This window comes from Thioalkalivibrio sp. ALE16 (assembly GCF_000381305.1).
Taxonomy (GTDB): domain Bacteria; phylum Pseudomonadota; class Gammaproteobacteria; order Ectothiorhodospirales; family Ectothiorhodospiraceae; genus Thioalkalivibrio.
In genome coordinates this window covers 15,360-38,573 of the sequence record NZ_KB906374.1, presented here as the reverse complement: position 1 = coordinate 38,573, position 23,214 = coordinate 15,360, and the positions used below count along the sequence as shown (strand labels likewise).

General features: G+C 68.3%; 21 protein-coding genes. 7 read left to right on the top strand and 14 right to left on the bottom strand.

Translation table 11 applies throughout. The features are described from left to right. The first annotated feature begins 64 nt into the window (after window positions 1-64). On the top strand, window positions 65-664 hold the full coding sequence (locus F627_RS0113960) for a DUF938 domain-containing protein (RefSeq protein ID WP_019584394.1): 600 nt from the start codon (window positions 65-67) through the stop codon (window positions 662-664). 347 nt (window positions 665-1,011) lie between these two features. Here the strand turns inward: F627_RS0113960 and F627_RS0113955 are convergent, their stop codons facing one another. Then, the gene (locus F627_RS0113955; protein WP_018867892.1) at window positions 1,012-1,437 is read right to left on the bottom strand and encodes a DUF3617 family protein; all 426 of its coding nucleotides are present in this window, start codon (window positions 1,435-1,437) and stop codon (window positions 1,012-1,014) included. A 147-nt stretch (window positions 1,438-1,584) separates the two neighbouring features. Here F627_RS0113955 and F627_RS0113950 point away from each other — a divergent pair, with 147 nt between their 5' ends. Next, window positions 1,585-2,541 carry a matrixin family metalloprotease gene (locus tag F627_RS0113950; RefSeq protein ID WP_042835279.1) on the top strand — a complete coding sequence of 319 codons (957 nt, stop codon included), beginning with the start codon at window positions 1,585-1,587 and terminating at the stop codon, window positions 2,539-2,541. Between the two features lie 39 nt (window positions 2,542-2,580). On the opposite strand, the gene F627_RS0113945 is transcribed toward F627_RS0113950, so the two are convergent. From F627_RS0113945 to F627_RS0113935, 3 genes are all read right to left on the bottom strand, one after another. Next, window positions 2,581-3,879 carry an OmpP1/FadL family transporter gene (locus F627_RS0113945; protein ID WP_018879794.1) on the bottom strand — a complete coding sequence of 433 codons (1,299 nt, stop codon included), beginning with the start codon at window positions 3,877-3,879 and terminating at the stop codon, window positions 2,581-2,583. A gap of 127 nt (window positions 3,880-4,006) precedes the next feature. Beyond that, window positions 4,007-4,195 carry a DUF3185 family protein gene (locus F627_RS0113940; protein WP_018867889.1) on the bottom strand — a complete coding sequence of 63 codons (189 nt, stop codon included), beginning with the start codon at window positions 4,193-4,195 and terminating at the stop codon, window positions 4,007-4,009. Window positions 4,196-4,198: 3 nt separating this feature from the next. Continuing rightward, window positions 4,199-4,450 (bottom strand): GlsB/YeaQ/YmgE family stress response membrane protein, encoded by a 252-nt coding sequence (locus tag F627_RS0113935; protein ID WP_018879795.1) that lies wholly within the window; start codon window positions 4,448-4,450, stop codon window positions 4,199-4,201. A gap of 270 nt (window positions 4,451-4,720) precedes the next feature. Here F627_RS0113935 and mltF point away from each other — a divergent pair, with 270 nt between their 5' ends. Then, window positions 4,721-6,187 (top strand): membrane-bound lytic murein transglycosylase MltF, encoded by a 1,467-nt coding sequence (mltF, locus tag F627_RS0113930; RefSeq protein WP_018878038.1) that lies wholly within the window; start codon window positions 4,721-4,723, stop codon window positions 6,185-6,187. Here mltF and F627_RS0113925 read toward each other — a convergent pair. The 3 genes from F627_RS0113925 to F627_RS0113915 all read right to left on the bottom strand — a co-directional run bounded on the left by F627_RS0113925 (window position 6,174) and on the right by F627_RS0113915 (window position 8,545). Beyond that, window positions 6,174-7,265: a DUF3524 domain-containing protein gene (locus F627_RS0113925; protein ID WP_019584392.1), complete on the bottom strand. Its 1,092-nt coding sequence runs from the start codon at window positions 7,263-7,265 to the stop codon at window positions 6,174-6,176. The genes mltF and F627_RS0113925 overlap by 14 nt on opposite strands. Before the next feature lie 88 nt (window positions 7,266-7,353). Then, on the bottom strand, window positions 7,354-7,914 hold the full coding sequence (locus F627_RS0113920; protein WP_019584391.1) for a carboxymuconolactone decarboxylase family protein: 561 nt from the start codon (window positions 7,912-7,914) through the stop codon (window positions 7,354-7,356). Next, entirely contained in the window at window positions 7,904-8,545 is a 642-nt protein-coding gene (locus F627_RS0113915) for a TetR/AcrR family transcriptional regulator (RefSeq protein WP_019584390.1), read from the bottom strand. The genes F627_RS0113920 and F627_RS0113915 overlap by 11 nt, the downstream gene beginning before the upstream one ends. A gap of 84 nt (window positions 8,546-8,629) precedes the next feature. Between F627_RS0113915 and F627_RS0113910 the strand changes: the two genes are divergently transcribed. Next, window positions 8,630-9,343, top strand: coding sequence for a hypothetical protein (locus F627_RS0113910; protein WP_019584389.1), 714 nt, complete (start codon window positions 8,630-8,632; stop codon window positions 9,341-9,343). Window positions 9,344-9,370: 27 nt separating this feature from the next. Here the strand turns inward: F627_RS0113910 and F627_RS0113905 are convergent, their stop codons facing one another. Then, a complete protein-coding gene (locus tag F627_RS0113905) occupies window positions 9,371-12,592 on the bottom strand; it encodes an EAL domain-containing protein (protein WP_019584388.1) in 3,222 nt (1,073 codons plus the stop codon). 235 nt (window positions 12,593-12,827) lie between these two features. Beyond that, window positions 12,828-13,142 (bottom strand): high-potential iron-sulfur protein, encoded by a 315-nt coding sequence (locus F627_RS0113900; protein WP_018867881.1) that lies wholly within the window; start codon window positions 13,140-13,142, stop codon window positions 12,828-12,830. Window positions 13,143-13,436: 294 nt separating this feature from the next. Between F627_RS0113900 and F627_RS0113895 the strand changes: the two genes are divergently transcribed. Then, entirely contained in the window at window positions 13,437-13,979 is a 543-nt protein-coding gene (locus F627_RS0113895; RefSeq protein WP_018875589.1) for an outer membrane beta-barrel protein, read from the top strand. Between the two features lie 88 nt (window positions 13,980-14,067). Further along, window positions 14,068-16,827 (top strand): cation-transporting P-type ATPase, encoded by a 2,760-nt coding sequence (locus F627_RS0113890; RefSeq protein WP_019584387.1) that lies wholly within the window; start codon window positions 14,068-14,070, stop codon window positions 16,825-16,827. A gap of 46 nt (window positions 16,828-16,873) precedes the next feature. Here the strand turns inward: F627_RS0113890 and F627_RS0113885 are convergent, their stop codons facing one another. The 3 genes from F627_RS0113885 to F627_RS0113875 all read right to left on the bottom strand — a co-directional run bounded on the left by F627_RS0113885 (window position 16,874) and on the right by F627_RS0113875 (window position 20,250). Continuing rightward, a complete protein-coding gene (locus tag F627_RS0113885; protein ID WP_196800288.1) occupies window positions 16,874-18,952 on the bottom strand; it encodes a bifunctional diguanylate cyclase/phosphodiesterase in 2,079 nt (692 codons plus the stop codon). A 192-nt stretch (window positions 18,953-19,144) separates the two neighbouring features. After that, on the bottom strand, window positions 19,145-19,669 hold the full coding sequence (locus tag F627_RS0113880; RefSeq protein ID WP_018875592.1) for a cytochrome c: 525 nt from the start codon (window positions 19,667-19,669) through the stop codon (window positions 19,145-19,147). Further along, window positions 19,669-20,250 carry a hypothetical protein gene (locus F627_RS0113875; RefSeq protein ID WP_019584386.1) on the bottom strand — a complete coding sequence of 194 codons (582 nt, stop codon included), beginning with the start codon at window positions 20,248-20,250 and terminating at the stop codon, window positions 19,669-19,671. The genes F627_RS0113880 and F627_RS0113875 overlap by 1 nt, the downstream gene beginning before the upstream one ends. A 148-nt stretch (window positions 20,251-20,398) precedes the next feature. Between F627_RS0113875 and F627_RS17365 the strand changes: the two genes are divergently transcribed. Beyond that, entirely contained in the window at window positions 20,399-20,803 is a 405-nt protein-coding gene (locus F627_RS17365; protein ID WP_369771500.1) for a hypothetical protein, read from the top strand. Window positions 20,804-21,434: 631 nt separating this feature from the next. Here F627_RS17365 and F627_RS0113860 read toward each other — a convergent pair. After that, a complete protein-coding gene (locus tag F627_RS0113860; RefSeq protein WP_019584383.1) occupies window positions 21,435-22,097 on the bottom strand; it encodes a class I SAM-dependent methyltransferase in 663 nt (220 codons plus the stop codon). Then, window positions 22,097-23,173: an SO_0444 family Cu/Zn efflux transporter gene (locus F627_RS0113855; RefSeq protein WP_019584382.1), complete on the bottom strand. Its 1,077-nt coding sequence runs from the start codon at window positions 23,171-23,173 to the stop codon at window positions 22,097-22,099. Before F627_RS0113855 ends, F627_RS0113860 begins: the two co-directional genes overlap by 1 nt. Between the last annotated feature and the right edge of the window lie 41 nt (window positions 23,174-23,214).

Genomic DNA, 23,214 nt, shown 5'->3' with positions numbered 1-23,214 from the left:
TCATGGCAGTGCGCTCGCGAGGCGTCCAGAATACCCGGCCTGCTTTTCCGGATGGATGGATACGATGGCCAGTGACAAGCCCTATGCCCCGGCGGCGGAACAGAACCGCGCGCCGATCCTGGAGGTGCTGCGCGAGCGCTTTCTTGCCCACGGTCGGGTGCTGGAGATTGGCGCCGGAACGGGGCAGCACGCGGTGCACTTCGCCGCGGCGCTTCCCCACCTGGACTGGCATCCCAGTGATGTGGCCGAGAATCTGCCCGGTGTAGAGGCCTGGCGGCGCGATGCCGCCGTGCCCAACCTGCGGCCGGCACGGCCACTGGACGTGCTGCGGGACCCCTGGCCGGAGAGGCCGTTCGAATACGTCTACAGCGCCAACACCGTGCACATCATGCACTGGCCGGCGGTCGAGGCGCTGTTCGCCGGCGTGGCTCGGGTGCTGGCGCCGGACGGGCTGTTCGCCCTGTATGGCCCGTTCGCCCACGACGGCGCCCACACTGCCGAATCCAACGCGCGCTTCGACCAGATGCTGCGGGCGCAGGACCCGGGCATGGGCGTGCGCGACCGCGCCCACCTGGACGCGCTCGCCACCGCCGCCGGTCTCGCACCCGAGGCGGTCATTGACCTCCCCGCCAACAACCAGATCCTCCTCTGGCGCAGGACGTAGCTCTTTCAGGGCGTGGCTATCACGAAGCACACGAAGGCACGAAGAAATTCAAAGTCGGATTGACCACGGAGTGCACAGAGACCACGGAGAAATCCGAAAGGCTTCAAGGGGAGGGGCAATGGAATGATCCGTTGAGATCAGATCGGGACCAGGAACTGCTTCCCGCTTGCTCCGGAACAGCCTGCCATCCCGTTGAGCTGAAATAGGGCGAGCGGCGATCAGGGTCAGCCGCCCGCCCTATATGCCCCCTTTATCTCTCTGTGTCCTCCGTGACCTCTGTGGTAGACAGGCTCTTGACCTGGCCCTTCTTCGTGTCTTCGTGTGCTTCGTGGTGAATACAGGGGGGGTCAGCAGTCGCCGATGCGTTGGCCGCGCATTTCCATGCGCACGTTCATCGGGCCCATCGGGGTGTCCATCTCGCTGGTCATCTCGCCCTCGGCGCGATCGCCCATGAAACGCATGCTGCCCTCCATCTGCATCTGGCCGCCCTGCGGGTCCGTGCAACTCATGGTGTAGTCCATGCGCTCGGCGGTCATGTCCATCTGATCCAGGGTGCAGCCCTCCGGCGCCTCGATAATGCTTTCGCCGCGATCGATGTCTTCCTGGGTGACGCACTCGGTCGTGGTCTCGGTCTGGTCCGGCATGTTGCCCATGCCTTCCATGATCATGGTGTTCTGGTTTTCCCACAGGCCCGGCTGGATGTTCGGGGTGTCGGCCTGGGCGGCCAGCGGCAGGGCCACGAGGGGCAGGGCGGCGAAAAGGATGCGCAGCATGACAGTCTCCTGAAACGGGGTAAGGCGATCGTTCAATGGTGCCTGCCCCGCCATGACGGGGCAAACGCTGGTTTCCGCGACCGCGCACTGGCACCTTAAGGAAACATTGATCAGTGGTTCTACAAGGATTCACTCGGAGGAAACGCGATGGCATTGCCGTTGTGGCTGGTCGGGGGTGTCGGCGCGCTCGCGCTGGGGGGTGTGCTGTGGCAGGAGGGGCAGTTGCCGGGCTCGTCCGGTGGGCACGCGCACCTGGCCGCGCCGCGCTGCGAGGTGCCGGTCGCCCTGCACCTGGCGGGCGTGGATCCGCGCTTCCGCCTGGAGCGCGACGCGGTGCAGATGGCCCTGGATGCGGCCGTCCGGATGTGGGACGGGGAGACGCCGGACGTGCTCTTCCGCCAGCGTGAAGGCGAGGGTATGCCGGTGCGGCTGGTGTTCGACGAGCGCCAGGCAGGAGCCGAGAGCCGGGACCGTGCCCGCGCGGAACTGGACCGCCTCCAGCGGGGGATCGCCGAGCGCGAGGAGCGCCTGGATCATCGCCACTCGGCGCTGGCGGCGGATGCCGCGGGCTATCAGCGTCATCTCGAGGATTTTCAGGCGCGCCAGCGCGAATACGAGCAGGCGGTGGCCGCCTGGAATGCCGGTCGCATGGCGCACAGCGCGGGGAATCGCGAACGTCTGGAGCGGCAGCGCCGGGCGCTGGACCGCGCGGGTGACGACCTCGATCAGCGCCGGCGCACGCTGGAACAGCGCCGTGACGAGCTCAACCGCGACATCCGGGCACTGGAGCGCGAGATCGATGGGTTCAACGAGCGGGTCGCGGAGCTCAACCGCGAGATCGGTACGACCGGGGCCTTCGACATGGCGGTGTACGAGCAGCACGGGGCGCGGCGCTCGATCACCGTGTTCAAGGCGAGCGACGCGGACGAGCTGCGCCTGACGCTGGCGCACGAGCTGGGCCATGCCCTGGGGATCGATCACGTGGACGACCCGGCGGCCGTAATGCACGCGATGCTGGGGGAGGCCAACGCCGGGCGGCGCGACCTGAGCGAGGCCGACCGTCGCGCGCTGGCGGCGGCCTGCGACGTGGAGCTTGCGCGGTGATCGCCGGGGTCGGGCGAATGCCCGGCCCCGGTATCGGTGCTAGAAGTGGTAACGCATGGCGGCGGCCAGTACGTGCACGTGACCCGAGGTGGTGCCCTGCATGTTCACAAAGGTATCCGCCTGTCCATCCCCGCTGGAATCGAAGCCCCGGGTGACGTCCAGGTCCTCGCTGCCGATGTGGATGTAGCTGTAACCGAAGTCGAAGGTGAAGCGGTCACTGCTGGTTAAGGTGGCGCCCACGGAGAACCAGGTGCGGTCACCATCCGGGGTGCGTGTGCTGCGGCCGTCGGTCTGGGTCGGGGTCTGGTCATACTGGATGCCGCCGCGCAGGGTCCAGCGCGGGTTCATTTCGTACTCGGCTCCGACCGCCAGGGCGTAGCTGTTGCGGTAGTTCTGTTCCAGCACCTGTTCGTTGCCCTGCGGCAGCTGGATGCGGATCTCGTCGAAGTTCGACCAGTTGAACCAGGTGTACTGAGCCAGGCCGGTCCAGCGGTCATTGAAGCGGTGGCGGATGCCGATGGATGCGATATCAGGCAGCTTCAGGTCGGCCTGCCCGGGCAGCACGGAGACAGGCCCGCCCGCGGGCTCGGTGATGGTCGCCGTGCCGCTCAGGGTGTGGGTGATGCCGTCGCGGTAATGGATGCCGAGGCGGGTGTCATCGCCCAGATCGAACAGCATCCCGATGTTGAAGCCGATATCCCAGTTGTCGCCCTCGAGCTTGAATTCGCCATCGCTGGCGGGCGTGGGCGGGAAGCCGCCGGGGATGGCGCTGCGCAGGGTCGCGTCGGCGTACTGCAGGTCGAGGCCGCCGCCGATGGAGATGCGGTCGGTCAGGTCGAAGGCGATGCTGGGCTGCAGGTTCAGCACCTGCAGGTCGGATTCCAGCGAGTCGTAGCGGGCGAAGAAGTCATCGTTGTATTCGTTCTTCAGGCCGAAGGGCGCGCTGAGGCCAAAGCCCAGCCAGACGCGTTCGGAGTACTGCTCTGCCCAGTACAGGTTGGGGATCGGGGTCGGGTCGTAGGGGTTGTTGCCGTCGCGGCCCTCGTACGGGGCTCCATTGATGGTGGAGCTGCTGCGCCTGACCTTGGCCTCGGGGGCCAGCAGATACACGCCTGCCTGCACCTCGTTGCGTTCCAGGCGGGTCATGCCGGCCGGGTTGAAGTAGATGGTGCTGGCATCGGAGGCGATGGCGGCCTCGCCGGCATAGGCGCGGCCGAGACCGGAGACCCCTTGCTCCTGCAGGTAAAAGCCCGCGGCCAGCAGGGTCGTGGGTGTGGCGAACAGGACGGTGCTGACGGCGGCGGCAAGCGCCAGACGGCGCGAAGGCTTCAAGGTCATGCGGTCTCCCCCTGGTTGTTTTGTTCTGGAGGGAGGCCGCGGTCGGTCTGGCGCACGCGACGCGGACTCCCCGCAGCGGACACTACCGATTCCGGGGAGACGATGCCAACCGCATCACGTTTTTCGGTCAGGTCACCAGGATCAGGCCCATCAGTGCGGCGACGCCGCCGCCCACCAGCAGCGCGAGGGTGCGCCGGGTAAAGCGGCCGAGGATCAGGCGCGCGGCGCGCTCGCGCATGCCGAAGGCATCCTGCAGGCCCACAATAGCGGCGATCAGGCCCCCGACCAGCAGGATGATTCCAAGGATCTGGGTCATCGGTCAGGCCTTGTGAATCAGCCGGAGCAGGCCCAGCAGAAGTACGGCGCCGACGGTGGCGGCGGCGAGGCTGCCGATCAGCCCGCCGGCCTGGACCCCGAGCTGGGTGAACAGCCAGCCGCCGAGGAAGGCCCCGATCACGCCGACCACGATGTTGAGCAGGATGCCCTGCCCGGAGCCGTGCACCAGCAGTCCGGCGAGCCAGCCGGCGATGCCGCCGATGAGCAGGAGGAGGAGAAGGGATTCGATGGCCATGATGTCGCGCTCCTTGCGGGTAACGGAGTGTTGGAGTGTGCCGAGGTCGCTGCGTTCCCCGAAAAGCACGGTGGCGAAGGGTTCGACTGTACAGGGCACGCGGCTGGGCCGCCCATCAGCGGTGGCCTCCGCAAGGGATGGCAACCCCTTCGTCGTGGGTATTTTTGAGAACCATTCCGCAAAACCCTAGTCTCTGTATCGGACATTCATGGATCCGTCATGGACGGGGTCAGCCAATCCGAGCGGCCTGTCGACGGGAAGGAAACCGGAATGCATGAACCGAATGATCGCGCCGCCGCGGGCTGGCGCCCGTCATCCCGCGGACAGGGCCGCGCGCTGCTGCCCGCCGCGCTGCTGGTGCTGCTCGCGGGTTGTGGCGCCGAGGACGGGCAATCCGACTCGATGGTCTCGAATGCCAGCGCCGGCGAGCGGCTGGCGCCGGTGGAGGAGACCGGCACGCTGCGCGTAGTGACCCGCAATGCCCCCACCACCTGGTACTTTGACCAGCATCTGGAAGCGGCGGGCACGGAGCATGATCTGGTCGAGGGCTTTGCCCAGGCGCATGGCTGGCAGGTGGAGTGGGTCATGGCCGAATCGGTCTCCGGTGTGCTCGAGACGCTGGCCTCTGGCGAGGCGCATATGGCCGCGGCGGGGCTGACCCATCTCGCCTCGCGGGACGAGCGCTTCCGACGCGGCCCGGAGTACATGGAGATCACCGAGCAGGTGGTCTGCCATCGCGACTTCGATGCCATGCCTGAATCGGCGGACGACCTGGGCTCGGTGGATCTGGTGGTCTCGGCCGGCAGCAGCTACGTGGAGACCCTGGAGCAAGTGCTTCCGGAAGCGGCCGGGTTCGAGGTCCGCGAGATCGGTACCGAGCGGCTGATGGCGCAGGTCGCCCGGCAGGAGATCGACTGCACCGTGGCCGACTCGCATATCGTGCGCTACAACCGCCGCTCCTTCCCGCATCTCGACATTGCCTTCGATCTGTCCGAGCCGCGCACCCTGGGCTGGTACGTACAGCCGGACCAGGAGGCGCTGGCTGAACTGGCGGGCGACTGGATGCAAGGTGATGGCGGCCGGGAACTGCGCGAACTCGTGGACGAGCGCTACTACGCCTACATCGATCAGTTCGACTTTGTCGACCTGCGGGCGCTCAACCGGCGCATCGAGGACCGCCTGCCGCAGTATCGGCCGTATTTCGAGGAGGCGGCCGAACGCACCGATCTGCCGGCTGATCTGCTGGCGGCCCTGGCCTACCAGGAGTCGCACTGGGATCCGGAGGCGCGCAGCCCCACCGGTGTGCGCGGCCTGATGATGCTGACGCAGCGCACGGCCGAGTCCCTGGGGGTGGATCGCCTGGACCCGGTGCAGAGCATCGACGGCGGGGCGCGCTACCTGCAGCGCCAGCACGAACTGCTGCCCGACGACATTGACGAGCCCGACCGCACCTACCTGGCGCTGGCGGCCTACAACATCGGCCGCGGGCACCTGCTGGATGCGCGCCGGCTGGCGCGCGAGCTGGGGCGTGATCCGGATCGCTGGGCCGACATGCGCGAGACCCTGCCGCTGCTGACCGAGGAGCGCTACTACCAGAACCTGCGCTTCGGCTACGCTCGCGGCTACCAGCCGGTGTACTACGTGCAGCGCATTCGCAACTACCGCGACGTGATCCGCCCGGTCTTCGTGGCCGAGGACGAGCTCCCGTCCGACCGGATCGTGGTCAGGCGCGACTGATCCCGGGCCGGCGGGCGTTGCCCGAGACCAGTGCATCCAGCGCCTGCTGCCAGCGCGGTTCCAGCCGAGCCGGCAGCCAGGCGCGCACGTCCGGTGCCGGCGGCGTTCCCTGTTGCAGCCAATGTCGCAGGCGCTCGGTCAGGGCCGCGCCATCGCCGGCGGGATAGCGGCAAGTGTCTGGATATTGCTCGCGGTAGGCCAGGGCATCCGGGACCAGTGGCGTCGCCCCGGCGGCCGTGGCCTCCAGTACCGCGAGTCCCTGGAACTCGTGCAGGGCGGTGCTGACGACGATCCCCGCGCGGCCCAGCAGGTCTTCGTATTCCCGGCGCGGCAGCTTGCCATCCGCCACGATGCGTTCCCCCAGGGTGGCGCGCAGTCGCTGCAGGGCCTCGGGGGGCTGCGCGGGCCGCGCCCCCAGCAGGGCGAGTTGGAAGTCCACGCCGGTCTCCCGCAGCCGTAGCAGCGCCTCGGTGAAGACCTCCGGCGCCTTGTCGTACTCCCAGCGGTGATTCCACAGGATCAGGCCCGGATCGCGCGCGGCGCCCGCCGGGGCGGGTGGCGCGACCGGGACGGGCAGGACCTCGCTGCGTGCCTGCAGCCGGGTGCGCAGGCCGTCGGGGACATGATCCGGCATCCGGGCGAGCAGGGCGTCCATGCCGTCCAGGAACGAGTCGCGGTTGAAGGCGGAGTTGAAGGCCACGCGGTCCGCCGCCAGTGACGCGTAGATCTGCACCATCTGGGGGTCCACGGAATCCACCTGGTCGCGGCCGACGGGGTAGGCGAACTGGTTTTCGTGCACGTAGTACAGCGTGGGTGGCCGGGCGAGTGACGGATGCAGGCCGCGCAAGGTGGCCAGGTCTACCATCGAGGTGGCGATGACCGCATCGGCCTCCACGCCCGCGAGCCGGTCCAGCCAGGAGACCGGGTTGCCGCGGATGCGCCAGCGGAAGTGCCGCCCGGGCAGTTCCAGCACCTCCCAGTCGAATTGACCGAAGGTCGTGGTCAGCCAGTCGACCCAGGCGGCGTGACTGTCGGCCCGGTAGGCGGAGAGCAGGAGGATGCGCGAGCGTGGCGGCATGCAGGCGGGCTGGCGGTCGGGAGAGAGGCCCTACCTTGCCGCTGCGCGGTGCATGCCGCAATCGCATCATCGGCTACGGCATGCGCGGTCAACGCGCGGTTGCGCTCCAGCGTTCGCTGGCCATGGGCGCGTCGACCGGGGTGCCGGCGATGTGGTTGGTGTAGTTGGACAGGGTCTTCAGGCCGATCGCCAGGATGACCTCCAGCATCTGCGCGGGAGTGTGCCCGGCGTCCAGAAAGGCCTGCTGGGTGGGCTCGTCAACCCAGCCGCGCTGTTCGAGCATGGCGCGGGTGAACTGGCGCAGGGCCTCCAGTTTGGGGTCCCCGATCACGCGGTCCTCGCGCAGCGCGGCGATGATGTCGTCGGGTACGCCGGTCATGCGACCCGTCATGCTGTGCGCGGCCATGCAGTAGTCGCATTCGTGGTAGCGGCTGACGGTCAGCAGCAGGACGCCCTGTTCGGTGGGGCTCAGCGACGTCTTCTGCAGCAGGTCGTTGAGCGCCAGGTAGGCCTCGGCCAGGGCCGGCGCGCTGGCCATCTTGCGGATCAGGTTGGGGACCATGCCGAAGGTCTGTTCGGCCCGGTCAAATACGGCTTGCGCCTCCGGGGCGCTGGCGGCGTCGTGCAGGGGGAAGCGTTCATCGCGCATGGGGTACCTCCGGGGGCGAGTGGGTCAGGAGTGTGACCAGCGCCGGGCCCAGGCGCAGGACCGTCGCCGGGTCCTGGTCGGCCTTGGCCATCACCAGGATCCCTTCCATCAGGGCCAGCCACTGTTCGGCCAGCGCCTCGGTGTTGGTATCGCCGGGTAGTTCGCCGTCCTGAACGGCCTCGTCCAATACGGAACGGAAATGGGCGGTGACGGCGTCCAGGTGCCCCCGAATCGCCCGGCGCAGGGGCGGGTTGTGGGTCCCCATCTCCACGGCCAGGTTGCCGAAGGGGCAGCCGGGCAGCTGGCCGGATTCCGCCTGCATGCGGGCCTCGAAGGCGTGGATCGCATGGACGAACGCCTCGATCCGGGCGTGCAGGCCGTTGGCGCCGGCGAGCCCCGGGATCAGCACCTCGCGCTCGAAGTCCGCGTAGAGGGCGTCCAGCATCGCCAGGGTAAGCGCCTCCTTGCCGGGGAAGAAGTGGTACAGGCTGCCCTTGCGAACGCCCGCTCGGGCGCAGATCTCGGCAATCCCAACGCTGGTGTAGCTGCGTCCGACGATCAGCTCGCGGGCGGCCTTGAGCAGGTCCTCGCGGCTGTCGTGTCGGGTGTGATGGGGGGTGGTTGTCTCCATGTCTTTGCACGCTAGTTGACCGGTCGGTAAAGTGCAAGGAGCAATCGCCCAGGAGGGCCCAAGCCGATGTCCCGAATTCGCGACATGCATGCAGCCACTGACGCTGCCGGCGTATCCATTCCCGCGGAGTACGCGGACACCTGGGAGGATGGCTTTGGTGTGCGTGGCTGGAAGCTGGATCTGCCGGGGCGGGGCGCGGACGTCATCGCGGCGACCCCGTATACCGGCGAGCGTATCCCGACCTCGGTGTTCGTGCACGACATCGTCGACCATCACCTGTGCGGTTTCGCCCTGTCCGGTTATACCGACGAGGCGGGGGCGCTGATTCAGCTGGCGGAACGTACTGGCTCCGATCCGGTGCCGGACTTCGTGCAGATCATCGACGAGGACCTGCTGACGGGCGCCTTCGAAAGTGATGACTGGCGCGAACTGCTGCCCGCGTCGCTGATGGCGGTGGTGGAGGCGGCGCCGGATCCGCGCTCCGGAATGGCGCGCCTGCGCGAGCAATGGGGCGACGGGGTGTTGCGCGCGCTGTGGATCGCCGGGTTCGTGGAGACGGGCTGGGGGCTCGCGGCGGGCGCGCGCGAGGCCTGGGAATGCCACGGGCTGGACTACCCCCGCCGCGCCGCGACCGCGCGCGCACTGCAGCGGCTGTTCGAACGGGTGGATGCCACGGTGCTGGATCAGGGCTGGGTCCGCGCGCGGGGCGTGTTCCGGGTCGCCCCTGCGGGGGTGGGGTTTCGCTTCGAGGAGCCGGCCGCGGGCCGCGACGAGTATCTGCCCATCACGGATGACTGAGGGGGCGTGCGCACCCCTTCGGAGTGTTCATGTACGGGCGGTGGGGAGCTCCGGTGACGGGCGGTGCAGGTGGTAGCCCTGGGCCATGTCCACGCCCAGTTCGGCCAGCATCTCCAGGGTCGGGCCGTCTTCCACGCATTCGGCGACGGTCTGCTTGTCGAGGCCCCGGGCGACGTCGACCATCGCGCGGATGAAGGCCTGATTGTCGCGGTTGTTGGGCAGGTCGCGCACGAACATGCCGTCGATCTTCAGGATCTGCACGCCCAGGTACTTGAGGTAGGCGAAGGTGGAGAACCCGGATCCGAAGTCGTCCAGACAGACGGTGCAGCCGGTGTGCTGCAACGCCTCGATGAAGCGCTGGGCATCCTGCATCTCGGAGACCGCCGCGGTCTCGGTCAGTTCGATGATCAGCCGTCGCGGTTCGACCCCCTGCTGTTCCAGCTGGTGGGCGATGTATTGCGGCAGTCCCGGCTCGTCGAAGCTGCGGCCGGAGATGTTGATCGCGATCCCGGGGATGGCCGGGTCCCCGGCCAGTCGGCGGATGCTCTCGCGGATCACCCAGCGATCGATGTCGAGGATCTGCCCGGTCTTCTCGGCAATCGGGATGAACTGGCCGGGCATGGCGATTTCCTCCGGGGACGCCGGGTCGCGCATGCGCACCAGGGCCTCCATGTGGTGCAGGTGGCCATCGCCGACCGCGTAGATCCCCTGGTAATGCAGCTCGAAGTGTCCCTGCTCCAGCGCGGTGCCGATGCGCTGGCTCCAGGACATCCGCTCCAGCATGTGCTCGGCGGTATTGCGGCTGCGGTCGAATACCGCCCAGGTGTTCTTGCCCAGGTCCTTCGCCTGGTACATCGCGGTGTCGGCGTGGGCCACCAGGTCCTCGACGTTGTCGCCATGCTCCGGAAAGTGGGCGATGCCGATGCTGGCGGTGAGCCGGTAGTTCTGGCCGCGGAAGCGGAACGGGATCGCCGAGATCGCGCGGCCCACGCGTTCGGCCAGTTCGATCGGCTCCTGCTCCGACTCGCGATCCACCAGGATCGCGAACTCGTCGCCGCCCAGGCGGGCAAAGATATCCTGACTGCGCACCAGCGCGGCGATCTCGCCGGCGGCGCGCACCAGCACGGTATCCCCGGCCCGGTGGCCGAAGGTGTCGTTGATGGTCTTGAACTCGTCGAGATCGAAGTACAGCAGGGCGAAGCGCCCGTTGCGCCGCCGCTCGCTGTGGATCACGTGTTCCAGGCGTTTCTGGAAGTGATGGCGGTTGTACAGGCCGGTCAGCGCGTCGTGTTCTGCGAGGTAGACCAGTTGCTGGGCGGTCTGGCGCTCGTGGGTCACGTCCTCGTACAGCCACAGTCGACCGATGGAACGCTCGTCGGTGTCGTGGACGGGGTAGGAGACCTGGGTGAGGATGCGCCCGTCGTACAGGTCGACCTCGAAGCGTTCGCTGATCTCGTGGGTATCCAGCACGTGCAGCACGTGGCGCGAGGCATGATCCGGTCGCGCGAAGCGGTGGGTGGAGTGTTCCAGTACCTCGCGCGAGGGGCGACCCACGAGCTCCACCTCGCTGTCGATGGCCCACATGCGCCGGAAGGCCGGGTTCACGTATTCCACCTGGCCGTTGCGGTCCTCGAACAGGATGCCGATGCTCATGGCCGAGAGCAGCGCGGCCATGCGCCCCTGCTCCCGCCGGGTCAGTTCCAGCAGGCGCGTTTGCTCGTCGCGCGAGGCTTCCAGTTCGGACAGGGCCTGGAGCAGGGCCTCCTCGTTGCGCTTGCGCTGGGTGATGTCGTGCGAGATCGCCACGTAGCGTGCGGTCTCGCCGCGCGGGGCGACCAGTTGCAGGGAGATCTCGACCGGTACCTCGAAGCCGTCGCGATGGCGATGGCTGGTCTCGAAGCGGAACTGGTCACGCTCGCCGCGGCGCAGCGGCTCGATCAGCTGACGAAAGCGCGGCTCGGGGTAGTCCGGCTTGATGTCATAGGGGTGGAGTTCGAGCAGTTCCTCGCGCGGGATGCCGGTCTGGTCCACCGCGCCCTGATTGACATAGATAAAGCGCAGGGTCTCGACGTCGAACAGGAAGACCGCGTCCAGAGTCAGGTCCAGGGTCGAGCGAAAGGATTCGAGTTCGTCGGTCCGGGCCCGCAGGGTCTCGCCGGTGGTGACCAGTTCGTCGGCATCGATAACATGCCCCTGCAAGTACTTAAGGCGCCCGCGATCGTCGAAGATCCCGGCGCCGCGCTCGAACACCCAGCGCTCCCCGCCATTGCGTCCGATCAGGCGCCACTGAATCTGGTACTGGCCGGTCCGCTGCAATCCCTCGGATACCTCGCGCCAGACCCGGTCGCGGTCTTCAGGGTGCACCAGATCGTTGAAGCTGAGGCGTTCGGCGAAGAACCTTTCGCGCGAGTAGCCGGTGAGCTCCTCCAGGGCGCCCTCGGCGTTGATCACGTCCCAGTTCGGGTTGTTGCGGCAGCGATAGACGAAGCCGTCGATGGTGTCGAGTACCCGCAGCAGGTCGTCGCCCTGCTGGGTGCCCAGCGAGCGGGTCAGGGTCATCATCCCGATGACGGCGAGGAGGGCGGCGAACATGCGCAGCAGTTGCACCGGTAGTCCGCTTGCCTCCAGGAAGTCGGCATGGGTCGGCAGCCACTCGGGCAGAGCCGGGTCGACAGTGCCCGGAAACGGCGTGATCAGGGCGTACCCGAGGAAGGCCAGGGCGAGGACGGCCAGGGCCGGGTACTGGCTGGCATGATCGTCGGCGTCGGCGGTGCGCTGGAGGGACCCCCGCAGCAGAAGCAAGAACGCCAGGCCGGACAGTACGGCCCCCGGAAGGCCGACCAGGTAGCGCCCGCCGTTGGCCAGCCCGCGCGCCGGGTCCTCGGCCATACCGACGAGCAGGAGCACCGCGACGGCGATCAGCGGGTAAAGCCACAGGGCGTCAAGGCGCAGGCGCGATGGACTCGCGAGCAGGGCGCGGCGCCCGAACTCCAGAAGCGGCAGGTAGGACAGCAGTTGCCAGGTGGCATTGAGCCACGGGTCGCGCGCCGCCGGATAGTGCAAGCCCGCGGCCTGGAGGAATTCGTAGGCGCCATGGATCAGGCCGAACAGACCCAGCAGCCAGAAATGTCGGGCGAACGGCAGGGATCCGTCCCCGCGGGGCAGGACGAAAGCGACTACGCCAAGGGAGAAGAAGGCCAGGCCATAGACCAGGTACAGGACGGTGAATCCGGCGAGCGAGAGATCCATCAGTGGCAACCGCTGGCATTGGCGGGTGCCTTACCGGCGGGGATGCGGGTCAGCCGGGTCAATGGGTCGGACACGCAGTTTCCTTTCGGCCACAGGGCGGAGCCCGCCGGAGCCGGTCTACGAAATCAGGTGTCTAGCTTGCGGGGTTGTGTGGCGGGGATGCAAGCCATGGCCGGGGAGGGCCATGAGAGGGAGTATCCGGCCCGCGGGCGCGGACCGGATATGCGGGCCGGGATCAGGCTCCGACGTATTCGTCGCACCAGCCGTCGGCGTTCACTTGAACGCCCTGGAAGTCGGCGTGGAAGCACTGACCCCACTGGTCATCACCTCCGCCCCAGAAGGCGCAGTTCTTGCACTTCTCGCCTTCGGAGTAGTCCGCGTGGTCGGCGTCGGCCGCATCGTTCACGTAGTTGTGGGCGTGGCCGTCTTCGGCTTTCGTATCGGCCTTGGCCGAGGAGATGCCCACCATGCTGACGACCGGGATGGCCGCCACGGCAGCGGATGCCTGGCGCAGGAACTTACGACGGTTCGCATTCGGTTGATCGGACATGAGGTCCTCCGTTTGCTTTCTGAATGGATGGTTCTTCTTGTTGCCAGTTGGAGCGAACGACGCACGCTGGATACGTGCGGGCTCAACCCCTTCGAGCCCTCGGGCCCTTGAGGGTTCCCTCGATTTTTGCGGGGATCCCCGAAGCCTTCCGGCGGTCGTGGTTCGGCAGAGGGGATGCACCGGGGCCGGGAAAAATTCCATGTCGGGCGCCGGGTCCTGCCTGATGTGATGAAGATCGCGTCAGGCTGGTCTACCATTAGAGTTTGCTTATTCATTCGAATCAGGAGGTGCCCGATGCAGTACCGTAAGACGATGGTGATGTTCGCCCTGGGGGCGCTGGCGGCCATGCCGGTGGCCCAGGCCAGCGCGGTGGATCGCGGCATGGAGCCCAGCGTGGCACTGCTGGGCGGTGTGGTCTCGCCGGACCTGTCGGATGCCAGCAGCGATGGTGCCTACGGGGTCGAGATCGGCGCCAACTGTCAGTTGTTCCAGCCGGCCACCGGCGTGCTGCGCCATCATCTGAGCGTGAGCCGTTACAGCGACGACCCGCTCAAGATGACCAGCGCCGAGGTGAACAGCCACTGGATGTTCGAGCCGAACGAACGGCTGTCGCTGGGCTTTGGTCCCGGCATCGGCTACGTGCGGGCCAAGCTGGATGACGACCGCAATGGCCTGTGGGCGGCCCAGCTGGGTGGCAGCCTGAAGTACCAGCTGGACCGGCAGTGGTTCCTGGGGCTGGAGGCGCGTTACCAGTTCACCGAGAGTGACCGCTTCGACGGCCGTCGCGCCGATGCCGACAACATGCGCGTGATGGGCAAGGTGGGCATGCAGTTCTGATCCGGCGGGTTGCCCGGCGTCCGGGGCCTTGCCGGCCCCCGGGCGCCGGGCGACGATAGGGCGACGTTGACACAGCAGGGCGTTGCCCATGACCGATACCCCCGACCCTACCGATCCGGGTGACAACCGGGAGGCCCCCGCCTGGCACAGCCGGTCCGCGGATGATGCGCTGGAGCACTGGGGCTCCGACCGCGAGGGGCTGTCGGCGGTCGTGGCCGAGGAACGTCTGGCGCACTTTGGCCCCAATCAGTTGCGTCCGCCGGAGCGGGCGGGCGTAGTCCGGCGCTTCCTGCGCCATTTTCACAACGTACTGATCTACATCCTGCTGGTCGCGGCGCTGGGGACGGCGCTGCTCGGGCACTGGGTGGATACCGGCGTGATCCTGGCCGTGGTCCTGATCAATACGCTGATCGGGTTCGTCCAGGAGGGCAAGGCGGAGAAGGCCCTGGATGCCATCCGTCGCATGCTGTCCCCGCGCGCGGTGGTGACGCGCGCAGGCGAGCGTCGCGAGATCCCGGCCGATGAGCTGGTGCCCGGCGATATCGTGCACCTGCAGGCCGGTGACCGGGTGCCCGCCGACCTGCGGCTGTTCGAGACCAAGAACCTGCGCCTGGAAGAGGCGGTCCTGACCGGCGAGTCGGTGGCGGTCGAGAAGGATACCGCCACGGTGGAACGGGAGGCCGACCTTGGGGACCGGCGCGGCATGGCCTTCTCCGGGACGCTGGTGGCCTTTGGCCGCGGTGCGGGCGTTGTCGTGGCCACGGGCGAGCATACCGAGATCGGGCGCATCTCCACCATGCTCGGCGAGGTCGAGGGGCTGGAGACGCCGCTGGTCCGGCAGATGGAACAGTTCGGCCGCTGGCTGGCCGCGGTGATCGTGGTCATCGCGGCGGCGACCTTCGCCTTCGGTTACTGGGTGCGGAGCTATCCGCTGGACGAGATGTTCCTCGCGGCGGCGAGCCTGGCGGTGTCCACCATCCCCGAGGGCCTGCCCGCCATCATGACCATCGCGCTGGCCATCGGGGTGCAGAAGATGGCGCGGCGCAATGCGATCATCCGGCGTCTGCCGGCGGTGGAGACCCTGGGGTCGGTCTCGGCCATCTGCTCCGACAAGACCGGCACGCTCACCCGTAACGAGATGACGGCGCAGACCCTGCGCACGGCCACCCGGGAGATCCTCGTCAGCGGCGTGGGCTATGCGCCGCAGGGGCAGTTCTCCGAGGACGAACGGGATCTGGACCCGGACGAGGACCCGCTGTTGCGCGAGGTGCTGCGGGCGGGGCTGCTGTGCAATGACGCCCGGCTCTACCAGAAGGATGGCGACTGGGTGATGGAGGGCGACCCGACCGAGGGCGCCCTGATTACCCTGGCGCAAAAGGCCGGGCTGGACCCGCGCCTGGAAGGCGAACGCCTGCCGCGCACCGACGTGATCCCGTTCGACTCGGATCATCGCTACATGGCGACCCTGCACCACGACCACGACGGTCACGCCCGCATCTTCCTGAAAGGGGCGCCCGAGCGCGTGCTGGAGCTTTGCAGCGAGCAGCAGGTGGATGGCGAGACCCGCGAGGCGCTGGATACCGAGCGCTGGCACGCCGCCATGGAGGCTGTGGCGGCCCGCGGTCAGCGCCTGCTGGCCGTGGCCGTGCGCGACACCGAACCCGATCACGGCGAGCTGCGTTTCGATGATGTCGAGGCCGGTGGTTTTACCCTGCTTGCCCTGCTGGGGATCATCGACCCGCCACGCGACGAGGCGATCCGCGCGGTGGCCGAGTGCCGCGCGGCCGGAATCGACGTCAAGATGATCACCGGCGACCACCTGGCGACCGCCCGGGCGATCGGCGAGCAGCTGGGCCTGGGCCGCGATGCCGAGGCGCGGGCCGGTCACGAGCTGGATGCCCTGGACGAGGCGGCGCTGGCCGAAACCGCGGAGCGTACGGACGTCTTTGCGCGCACCTCGCCGGAACACAAGCTGCGGCTGGTGCGTGCCCTGCAGCAGGGCGGGCGTATCGTGGCGATGACCGGCGACGGGGTGAATGATGCCCCGGCCCTGAAGCGGGCGGATGTCGGCGTGGCCATGGGAGGCAAGGGGACCGAGGCGGCCAAGGAGGCCTCCGAGATGGTCCTGGCGGACGACAATTTCGCCTCCATCGCGCATGCGGTGGAGGAGGGCCGGACGGTCTACGACAACATCCGCAAGGCCATCCTGCATATGCTGCCGACCAATGCCGGGCAGTCGCTGACCATCATGATGGCGATCCTGATGGGGCTGGCGTTGCCGCTCACCCCGGTGCAGGTGCTGTGGGTCAACATGGTGACCTCGGTGACCCTGGCCATGGCGCTGGCCTTCGAGAAGGCCGAGCCGGGTGTTATGCAGCGCCCGCCACGGGCGCCGGACACGCCCCTGTTGTCCGGGTTCCTGCTCTGGCGCATCCCGTTCGTGGCGTTGCTGCTGTGGGCCGGGACCTTCGGGCATTTCGTCTACATGGAGACCCTGGCCGGGGTGGCCGACGAGGTCGCGCGTACCGTGGCGATCAATACCCTGGTGGCCGGGCAGGCCTTTTACCTGCTGAATCTGCGTCTGATCCATCAACCGGTGCTGCCGGGCGGCGAGCTGTTCCGCTCGCGCGCGATGTGGCTGGCCATCGGGGTCCTGGTGCTGCTGCAGCTGGCGTTCACCTACGTGCCCGTAATGCACACCCTGTTCGGGACCACCGCCATCGGCGCGGACGACTGGGCGCGCATCCTGGCCTTTGGCCTGGCGGTGTTCGTGATCGTGGAACTGGAAAAGCTGGTGGTGCGCCAGGTGCTGGCACGCCGGCGCGGGGTGTTGCCGCGCGCCGTCTGACCGAACGCGCGCGGGTCGGGCAGAGCGCGTTTCCCGTAGCCCCGGCTCAGTGGGCGGGCCGGGCCGGCAGTTTCCCGCCGAGCAGGGCGGTTGCCTGTGTCGCGTCCACCGGGGGCGAGTAGTAATAGCCCTGCGCCAGCGAGCAGCCGAGGGCGCGCAGCGTGGCGGCGTGGGTGTGGCTTTCCACGCCCTCGGCCACGGCCTCGAGCCCGAGATTGCGGGCCATGTGGATCACGGTCTGCACCAGGCGCTGGCTGTATTCGTCGCGATCCAGGCCGGCCACGAAGCTGCGGTCGATCTTGAGGATATCCAGTGGCAGGCGGTGCAGGTAGCTGAGCGAGGAGTAGCCGGTGCCGAAGTCGTCCATCGCCAGGCTGATGCCCAGGGCCTTCAGCCGGTGCAGGGTCTCGATCAGTTCGTCCAGGTTGCCGAGGGTGGCCGTCTCGGTAATCTCCAGGCGCACCTGCGCGGCCGGGGCGCCGGTGCCTTCCAGGATGGTCTGCACGTCCCCCACGAGTTCCGGGCGGGTGAGCTGACGGGCGGAGAGGTTGGTGCTGATGGTCAGGGGCGTTCTCGCCCCGTCCGCGTTCCACTCCACCAGCTGGCGGCAGGCAGTGTAGAGGACCTGCATGTCGATCAGGTGCACCTGCCCGGTGTCCTCCGCGATCGGGATGAAATGATCGGGCGGCACCAGTTCCCCGTTGCGCTCCCAGCGTACCAGGGCCTCGAAGCCGGTGATCCGCTCCTCGCCGAGCGACATGATGGGCTGGAAGTGGACGCGGAAGTCGCCGCGTTCCACCGCCAGGCGCAGGTCGGTCTCCAGCGCCAGGCTTTGCAGGGCCTGCGTCTGCATGCCCGGGTCGCAGAACTCGCACCGGGCCTTGCCAAGTGACTTCGCGCGGTACATCGCCATGTCCGCCTCGCGCATCAGGTCATCCGGGGTGGCCGGACGGGCCGGGTCGTCGGGTTCGCCGGGCCCCTGGACCGGGCAGCTCTGGCCGTAGGGCCGGGTCGCGATGCCGATGCTGACGGTGACGTAGACGTCCTGCCCGGCGAGGGAGAACGGCTCGTGCAGCACGGCCTGCAGGCGCTCGGCCACGCGCAGGGCATCCACCGGCTCGTGCAGGCCCTCCAGCAGGATGGTGAACTCGTCGCCACCCAGCCGCGCAAGGGTATCGTCCGGGCGATTGGTCTCGTCCCCCTTGGGGCGCGAGACGGTGTCGTTCTGGCGCAGCGCGGTCAGCAGGCGCTGGCCCACGCGTACCAGCAGCTCGTCGCCGGCCGGATGGCCCAGGCTGTCGTTGACGACCTTGAAGCGGTCGATGTCCACGAACAGCACCGCGAACAGGTTGAAGGGCTCTCGCGTGGCACGGGCGATCGCGTGCGCCAGCCGGTCGTGGAACAAGCGCCGGTTGGGGAGGCCGGTCAGCTGGTCGTGGGAGGCGTTGTGGAGCAGGCGTTCCTCGTGGCGGTTGCGCTCGATCACGCGGCCGAGCTGCACGCCGATCTGCCACATCAGCCAGAGCAGGTCGGGGTCGGTGGTGGTGGGCTCGGTGGCGAAAAATTCGAGGACACAGGCCACCTCGTGGCCGACCATGACCGGGAAGGCGAAGCCGGAGTGCAGGCCGCTGGCCGTCGCCTGAGGCGCGCGCGGGAAGTTGTCGTCCGCCGCGAGATCCTCGATCCACGCGGGCTCGCCGTGGTCCAGCACACGGCCGGGCAGCCCCTCGCCGGGGCCGAAGCTCGTGTTCTCGGTGCTGTCGCGAAAGGCGGTGAAGGGCTCAGCAGAGGCGAGATGCCAGATGCCGGTGGGGTCTAGCTGGCTGTGGCCACTGTGTTGGTTCGGTCGGGCCAGGTAGGCATGCCCCACCGGCCAGTCCAGGTAGCGTCCGATCGCGGCCAGCGCCGCGCGCAGTACATGCGCGATGGAGTCGGACTGGTTCGCGGTGGAGGCAATGGTGTTGAGCAGCTCGATCTGCTGCTGCTTCGCGTAGACGTCCTGCAGCCGGGTCTCGGCCAGCGTCTCGGCGCGGCGGCGAGCCGCGCGTTCCTGCTCGACCAGGGTCTGCAGGCGGTCGCGTTCGCTATCCGTCGCGAAGTCGCGCGCGCGTCGGTTCACGCGCACCCCCCGTGGGCGAGGCAAATTGTGCGCGTCCGAGGCCTGCGCGTCTGGGTGTACTGCATGGGCCACTCCCGGCCGTCATGATTGCGCTGCGTCCCTTGCCAGCCGGTATGCGCGGTGGCGTCTCATCCGAAAGACGCCTCCGTGGCCCGTGCCATTCCGTGCGCATTGTAGGGCCCCGGCATGCGCGCCGCATCATTCGTCGGGATGGGTGACCCAGGGTTCGCCCATGGCCTCCTCCCAGTCCGCCTGGGTGGGATGGTTGCGGTCGTAGCGTTTCCAGGCCTCGAAGATCTCGTCCGGCCAGTGTGACTGCAGCCAGGCGATGATCGCCTCGACGTCCGCCTCCGACAGGGTGTCCTCGAAGCTGGGCATGGCGCCGCCGCGCGCCTCGGCGCCATAACGGATCATGTCCTTCAGCTGCCAATAGGGGTGGTGCCAGGTGTGGGCGCTGCCATCCAGCGGGGGCGGCGGCAGGGTACCGTCCGGGTTGCGCTGGCGCCAGTTCTCGGCGCCCTCGCGCTGGGCCCCGTGGCAGGCGATGCAGTGCTCCTGATAGAGCCGTTCCCCGCGCTGCAGGATCTCCGGGTCGGTGGTGCGTTCGAGGTGGTCGGGGGTGCCGGAGGCCCCGCCGAAGCCGTCGCAGCCCGCCAGCGTGGCAGCGGACAGGAGCAGCACCGCACCGGCGAAACCGGCGCGGAGGGTACGCGGGTCCGGCATCAGTCCTGAACGTCCGGCTCGCCGGTGCCGTCGGCCGGCGCGTCGTCCCCGCGGAAGGCGTCGCGTACCGAGCCCCAGGCCTTGCGCGAGCCGTCACGGATGCCGCCCCAGGCGTCGCGGGCGCCATCGCGGATCCCGCCCCAGGCGCCGGAGGAGCGCTCGCGCATCTCGCCCGACCATTCGGCCAGGCGGTCCCGTTCCTCGACCAGGCCGTCATAGGCGCGTTCGCGGCGCTCGCGGGTGGCGTCGCTCAGGTCGTCCCAGCCCTCGCGGATGTTGTTGCCCAGGCGGCTCAGTTCGCGGTCCATCGCGTCCAGGGTCTCGCGGGTACGGGAGCGGGTGGCCTCGCCGGCCTCCTCGCCTTCCTCCTGGAGTTCCTCGCGGGTCTCGGCCCAGGACTCGCGCAGTTCCTCCATCTCGCTGGCGGTGGCATCGTCCTCCAGGGCGGCATCCGATTCGTCGGTGGCCGTGGGTTCGTCCCCTGCGTGGGTGTCGTGATCGGCGGCATACAGGGGGCTTGCGGCCAGCATCAGACCGCACAGCCCGGCGAGCAGGATGGGGCGCACTTCGAGCAGGTTCATGTCGGGTCCTCCGGGGTGCCGCGGGGCGGCTGACCAATGATGTTGATCTCTCATGGTAGGACGTTTCGCGCTCCGGTATGTTTCCAGGGAGCGGATGATTTGCGAGGCAGTCCACGTGATGTACTGGAGAAGGCAGGTTGCAGGGGGTGTGCTGGCGCTGCTTCTGGCGGGTTGCGCCACGTCGACCCCGGATCCGGGCGATGACGGCACGTCCGCGGGGTTGCCCGAAGGATGGGAACCCGCGCCGACGGCCTTCGAGGCCCAGGCGGTGCCATCGCTTGAGCCGAGGGTGATGCCGGGTGCCGCGGTGATGGAGTGGTTCGCGGCCAGTGGCTGGAAATCCGGCCTGGCCGTCGACTACGCGGGGCTGGAGATCGACCAGCCGCGCCCGGAACGCGCGGAGGTCCGCCTGACCGGGCTGCGTGATGATGCCGTCGAGGCCTACGAATTCCGCCTGGAGCTGGAGCAGGCGGAGGCCGGCTGGGTGGTGCGCGCGGTGGAGCGCCGCGCCATCTGCCGCCGCGGCCTCGCCGACAGCGGCCTCTGCCTGTAACGCTTCGTGGAGGATATGCGCAGGGAAAAGAATATTCACCACGAAGTGCACGAAGGCACGAAGAAGGGCGAGGGCAACAGCGGGTCGACCACAGGGGGCGCAGAGATCCCGGAGAAGGACATGGGTTTGGGGTGATTGTTAAGGAAACACTGATTAATGCACACGCTCGCGTTGGCACCCCAGGTTTTCCGAGACAAGGCGCGTCGCGCAGCGGGTAGTGGTTCTACCCGCCCGTTTTCGATGGATTCGGGGCGCAACGCAGGATCGGGGAACCTGCGGTGCCAACCCCCACAAGCTATTGAAAGACGGGGATCGGCCGCCCGTTGTTGATCAAAAACGGGCGCGCGCACGGCGTTGCGGTTCCCTTGTGCAGAATGACTGCACGGCAGTCACCGCGCCTTGTTCGCACGCAAAAGCGACTCGAGCGCGAGCGCGTGCATTAATCAGTGTTTCCTTAAGGATGACCTGCGGGCTGGAACAAAGCCGTTCGCCACCAGGAACGCTTACATCAAAAGGATTTTCTTCGTGCCTTCGTGCGCTTCGTGGTGAATCAACAGGCCCTTGATTTCAGCCTTGAAGCCCCCTCTGTGTACTCCGTGCGCTCTGTGGTGAATCGAGACTTGCGGCTGGTTCAGCGGCGGCGGGCGAGGGTCAGGCCGTCGCCGATGGGGGCCAGCGAGAGGTCGATGCGTTCGTCGTGGTGCAGGGCATCGTTGAAGGCGCGGATCGCGCGGGTGTCTTCGCGCGTGTCGTCCGGGTCGGCGACGCTGCCATGCCACAAGGTGTTGTCGACCAGGATCAGGCCGCCGGCACGGACCAGGCGCAGGCAGTGCTCGAAGTAGTCGGGGTAGCCGGTCTTGTCCGCGTCGATGAAGGCCAGGTCGAAGCGGCCGGTCTCGCCGTCGGCCTCCAGCGCCTGCAGCGTGTTGCGGGCCTCGCCCAGCTCGAGTCGGATGCGACCGCTGACCCCGGCGCGTTCCCAGTAGCGCCGGGCCGTGGTGGTCCACTGCGCGCTCTTGTCCAGGGTGACGACCGCGCCGTCCTCCGGCAGGGCCAGCGCGATGGCCAGCGCGCTGTAGCCGGTGAAGGTCCCGATCTCCAGATAGCGCCGCGCCCCCATGAGCCGCGCCAGTAGCGCCATGAACTGCCCCTGCTCCGGGGCGATCTGCATGTTGGCCTCGGGCAGGTTCGCGGTCTCGGCACGCAGCTCGGCGAGTATCTCCGGCTCGCGCAGCGAGTGCTCCAGGAGGTAGTCATACAGGGGGCCATCGAGTCCGATGGAACGATTGGACATCACGCGCTCCGGGGTTGTGGGTGAGGGATCAGACGGTCCAGCCATCGGCGCAGGACCGGTGTGGCCAGGACGATCAGGATGACCAGGGCGCTCCACTCGAGCCAGGCGGGCAGCATCTCGCCGGCGGTGCCCATCTGCGTGGCGACGTCGACCCCGGTACGGGCGAGGCCGGCGTCCAGGGCGAGCCCCAGCGCGATGGTGGTGACCGCGATTCCGGTCAGGTAGACCAATAGCGCCGGCGTGCCCAGTTCGCGGCGGAATACGCCCAGGGTCGCCAGGCTGGTGATCGGCGCGGCGAGCAGAAACACCAGCACGGTGCCGGGGGAGACCCCGGCCGCGATCAGGCCCACGGCGATCGGTGTCGCGGCGGTCGCGCAGAGGTACATGGGGATGCCGATGACGGCCATTACGAGCATGGCCGGCAGGCCCGATCCCCAGGCGGCCAGCGTGGCCGGCGGGACCAGGGCGAGCAGGGCGCCGGCGACCAGCAGGCCGATCACCAGCCACAGGCGGATATCGTCGAGCACGTCGTCAAAGGCATAGGCGAGGCCCGCTCGCAGCCGTGCGGACAAACGCTCCGGGGCCTCGGGTGTGGCGCAGCCGTCGTCGGTCCCGCAGCATCCGCCGCAGCTGTCGGGTTCGCCCCGGGTTGGGTCGGGACGCTCGGTCGCGGAGCGGGTGCGGCCCACCAGCAGGCCTGTGGTGATGGCCGTGACAATGGCGCCCAGGGCCCGGGCCACGGCCATCATGGGGCCCAGCAGGGCATAGCTGATGGCGAGCGAGTCGACGCCGACGCCCGGCGTGCCGATCAGGAAGGCGGTGGTGGGGCCCCGCCCGGCCCCGCCGCGGTGCAGGGCCAGTGCGGTCGGGATGGCCCCGCAGGAGCAAAGGGGCAGGGGGGCGCCGACCACGGCGGCCCGCGCGGTGGCGGGAATTCCCGAGCCGCCCAGCCAGCGCTGCAGGGCAGCCTCCGGAATCAGTGCCTTGACGCCGCCGGCCGCGAGCAGGCCCAGCAGCAGCCAGGGCGCCGCCGTCAACGCGACACTCAGCGTCTGCCTGAGGATGTCGAGGATCATGGCCCGATGTTCCGTCGCGGCGGGGGCAACTGCAAGAAGCC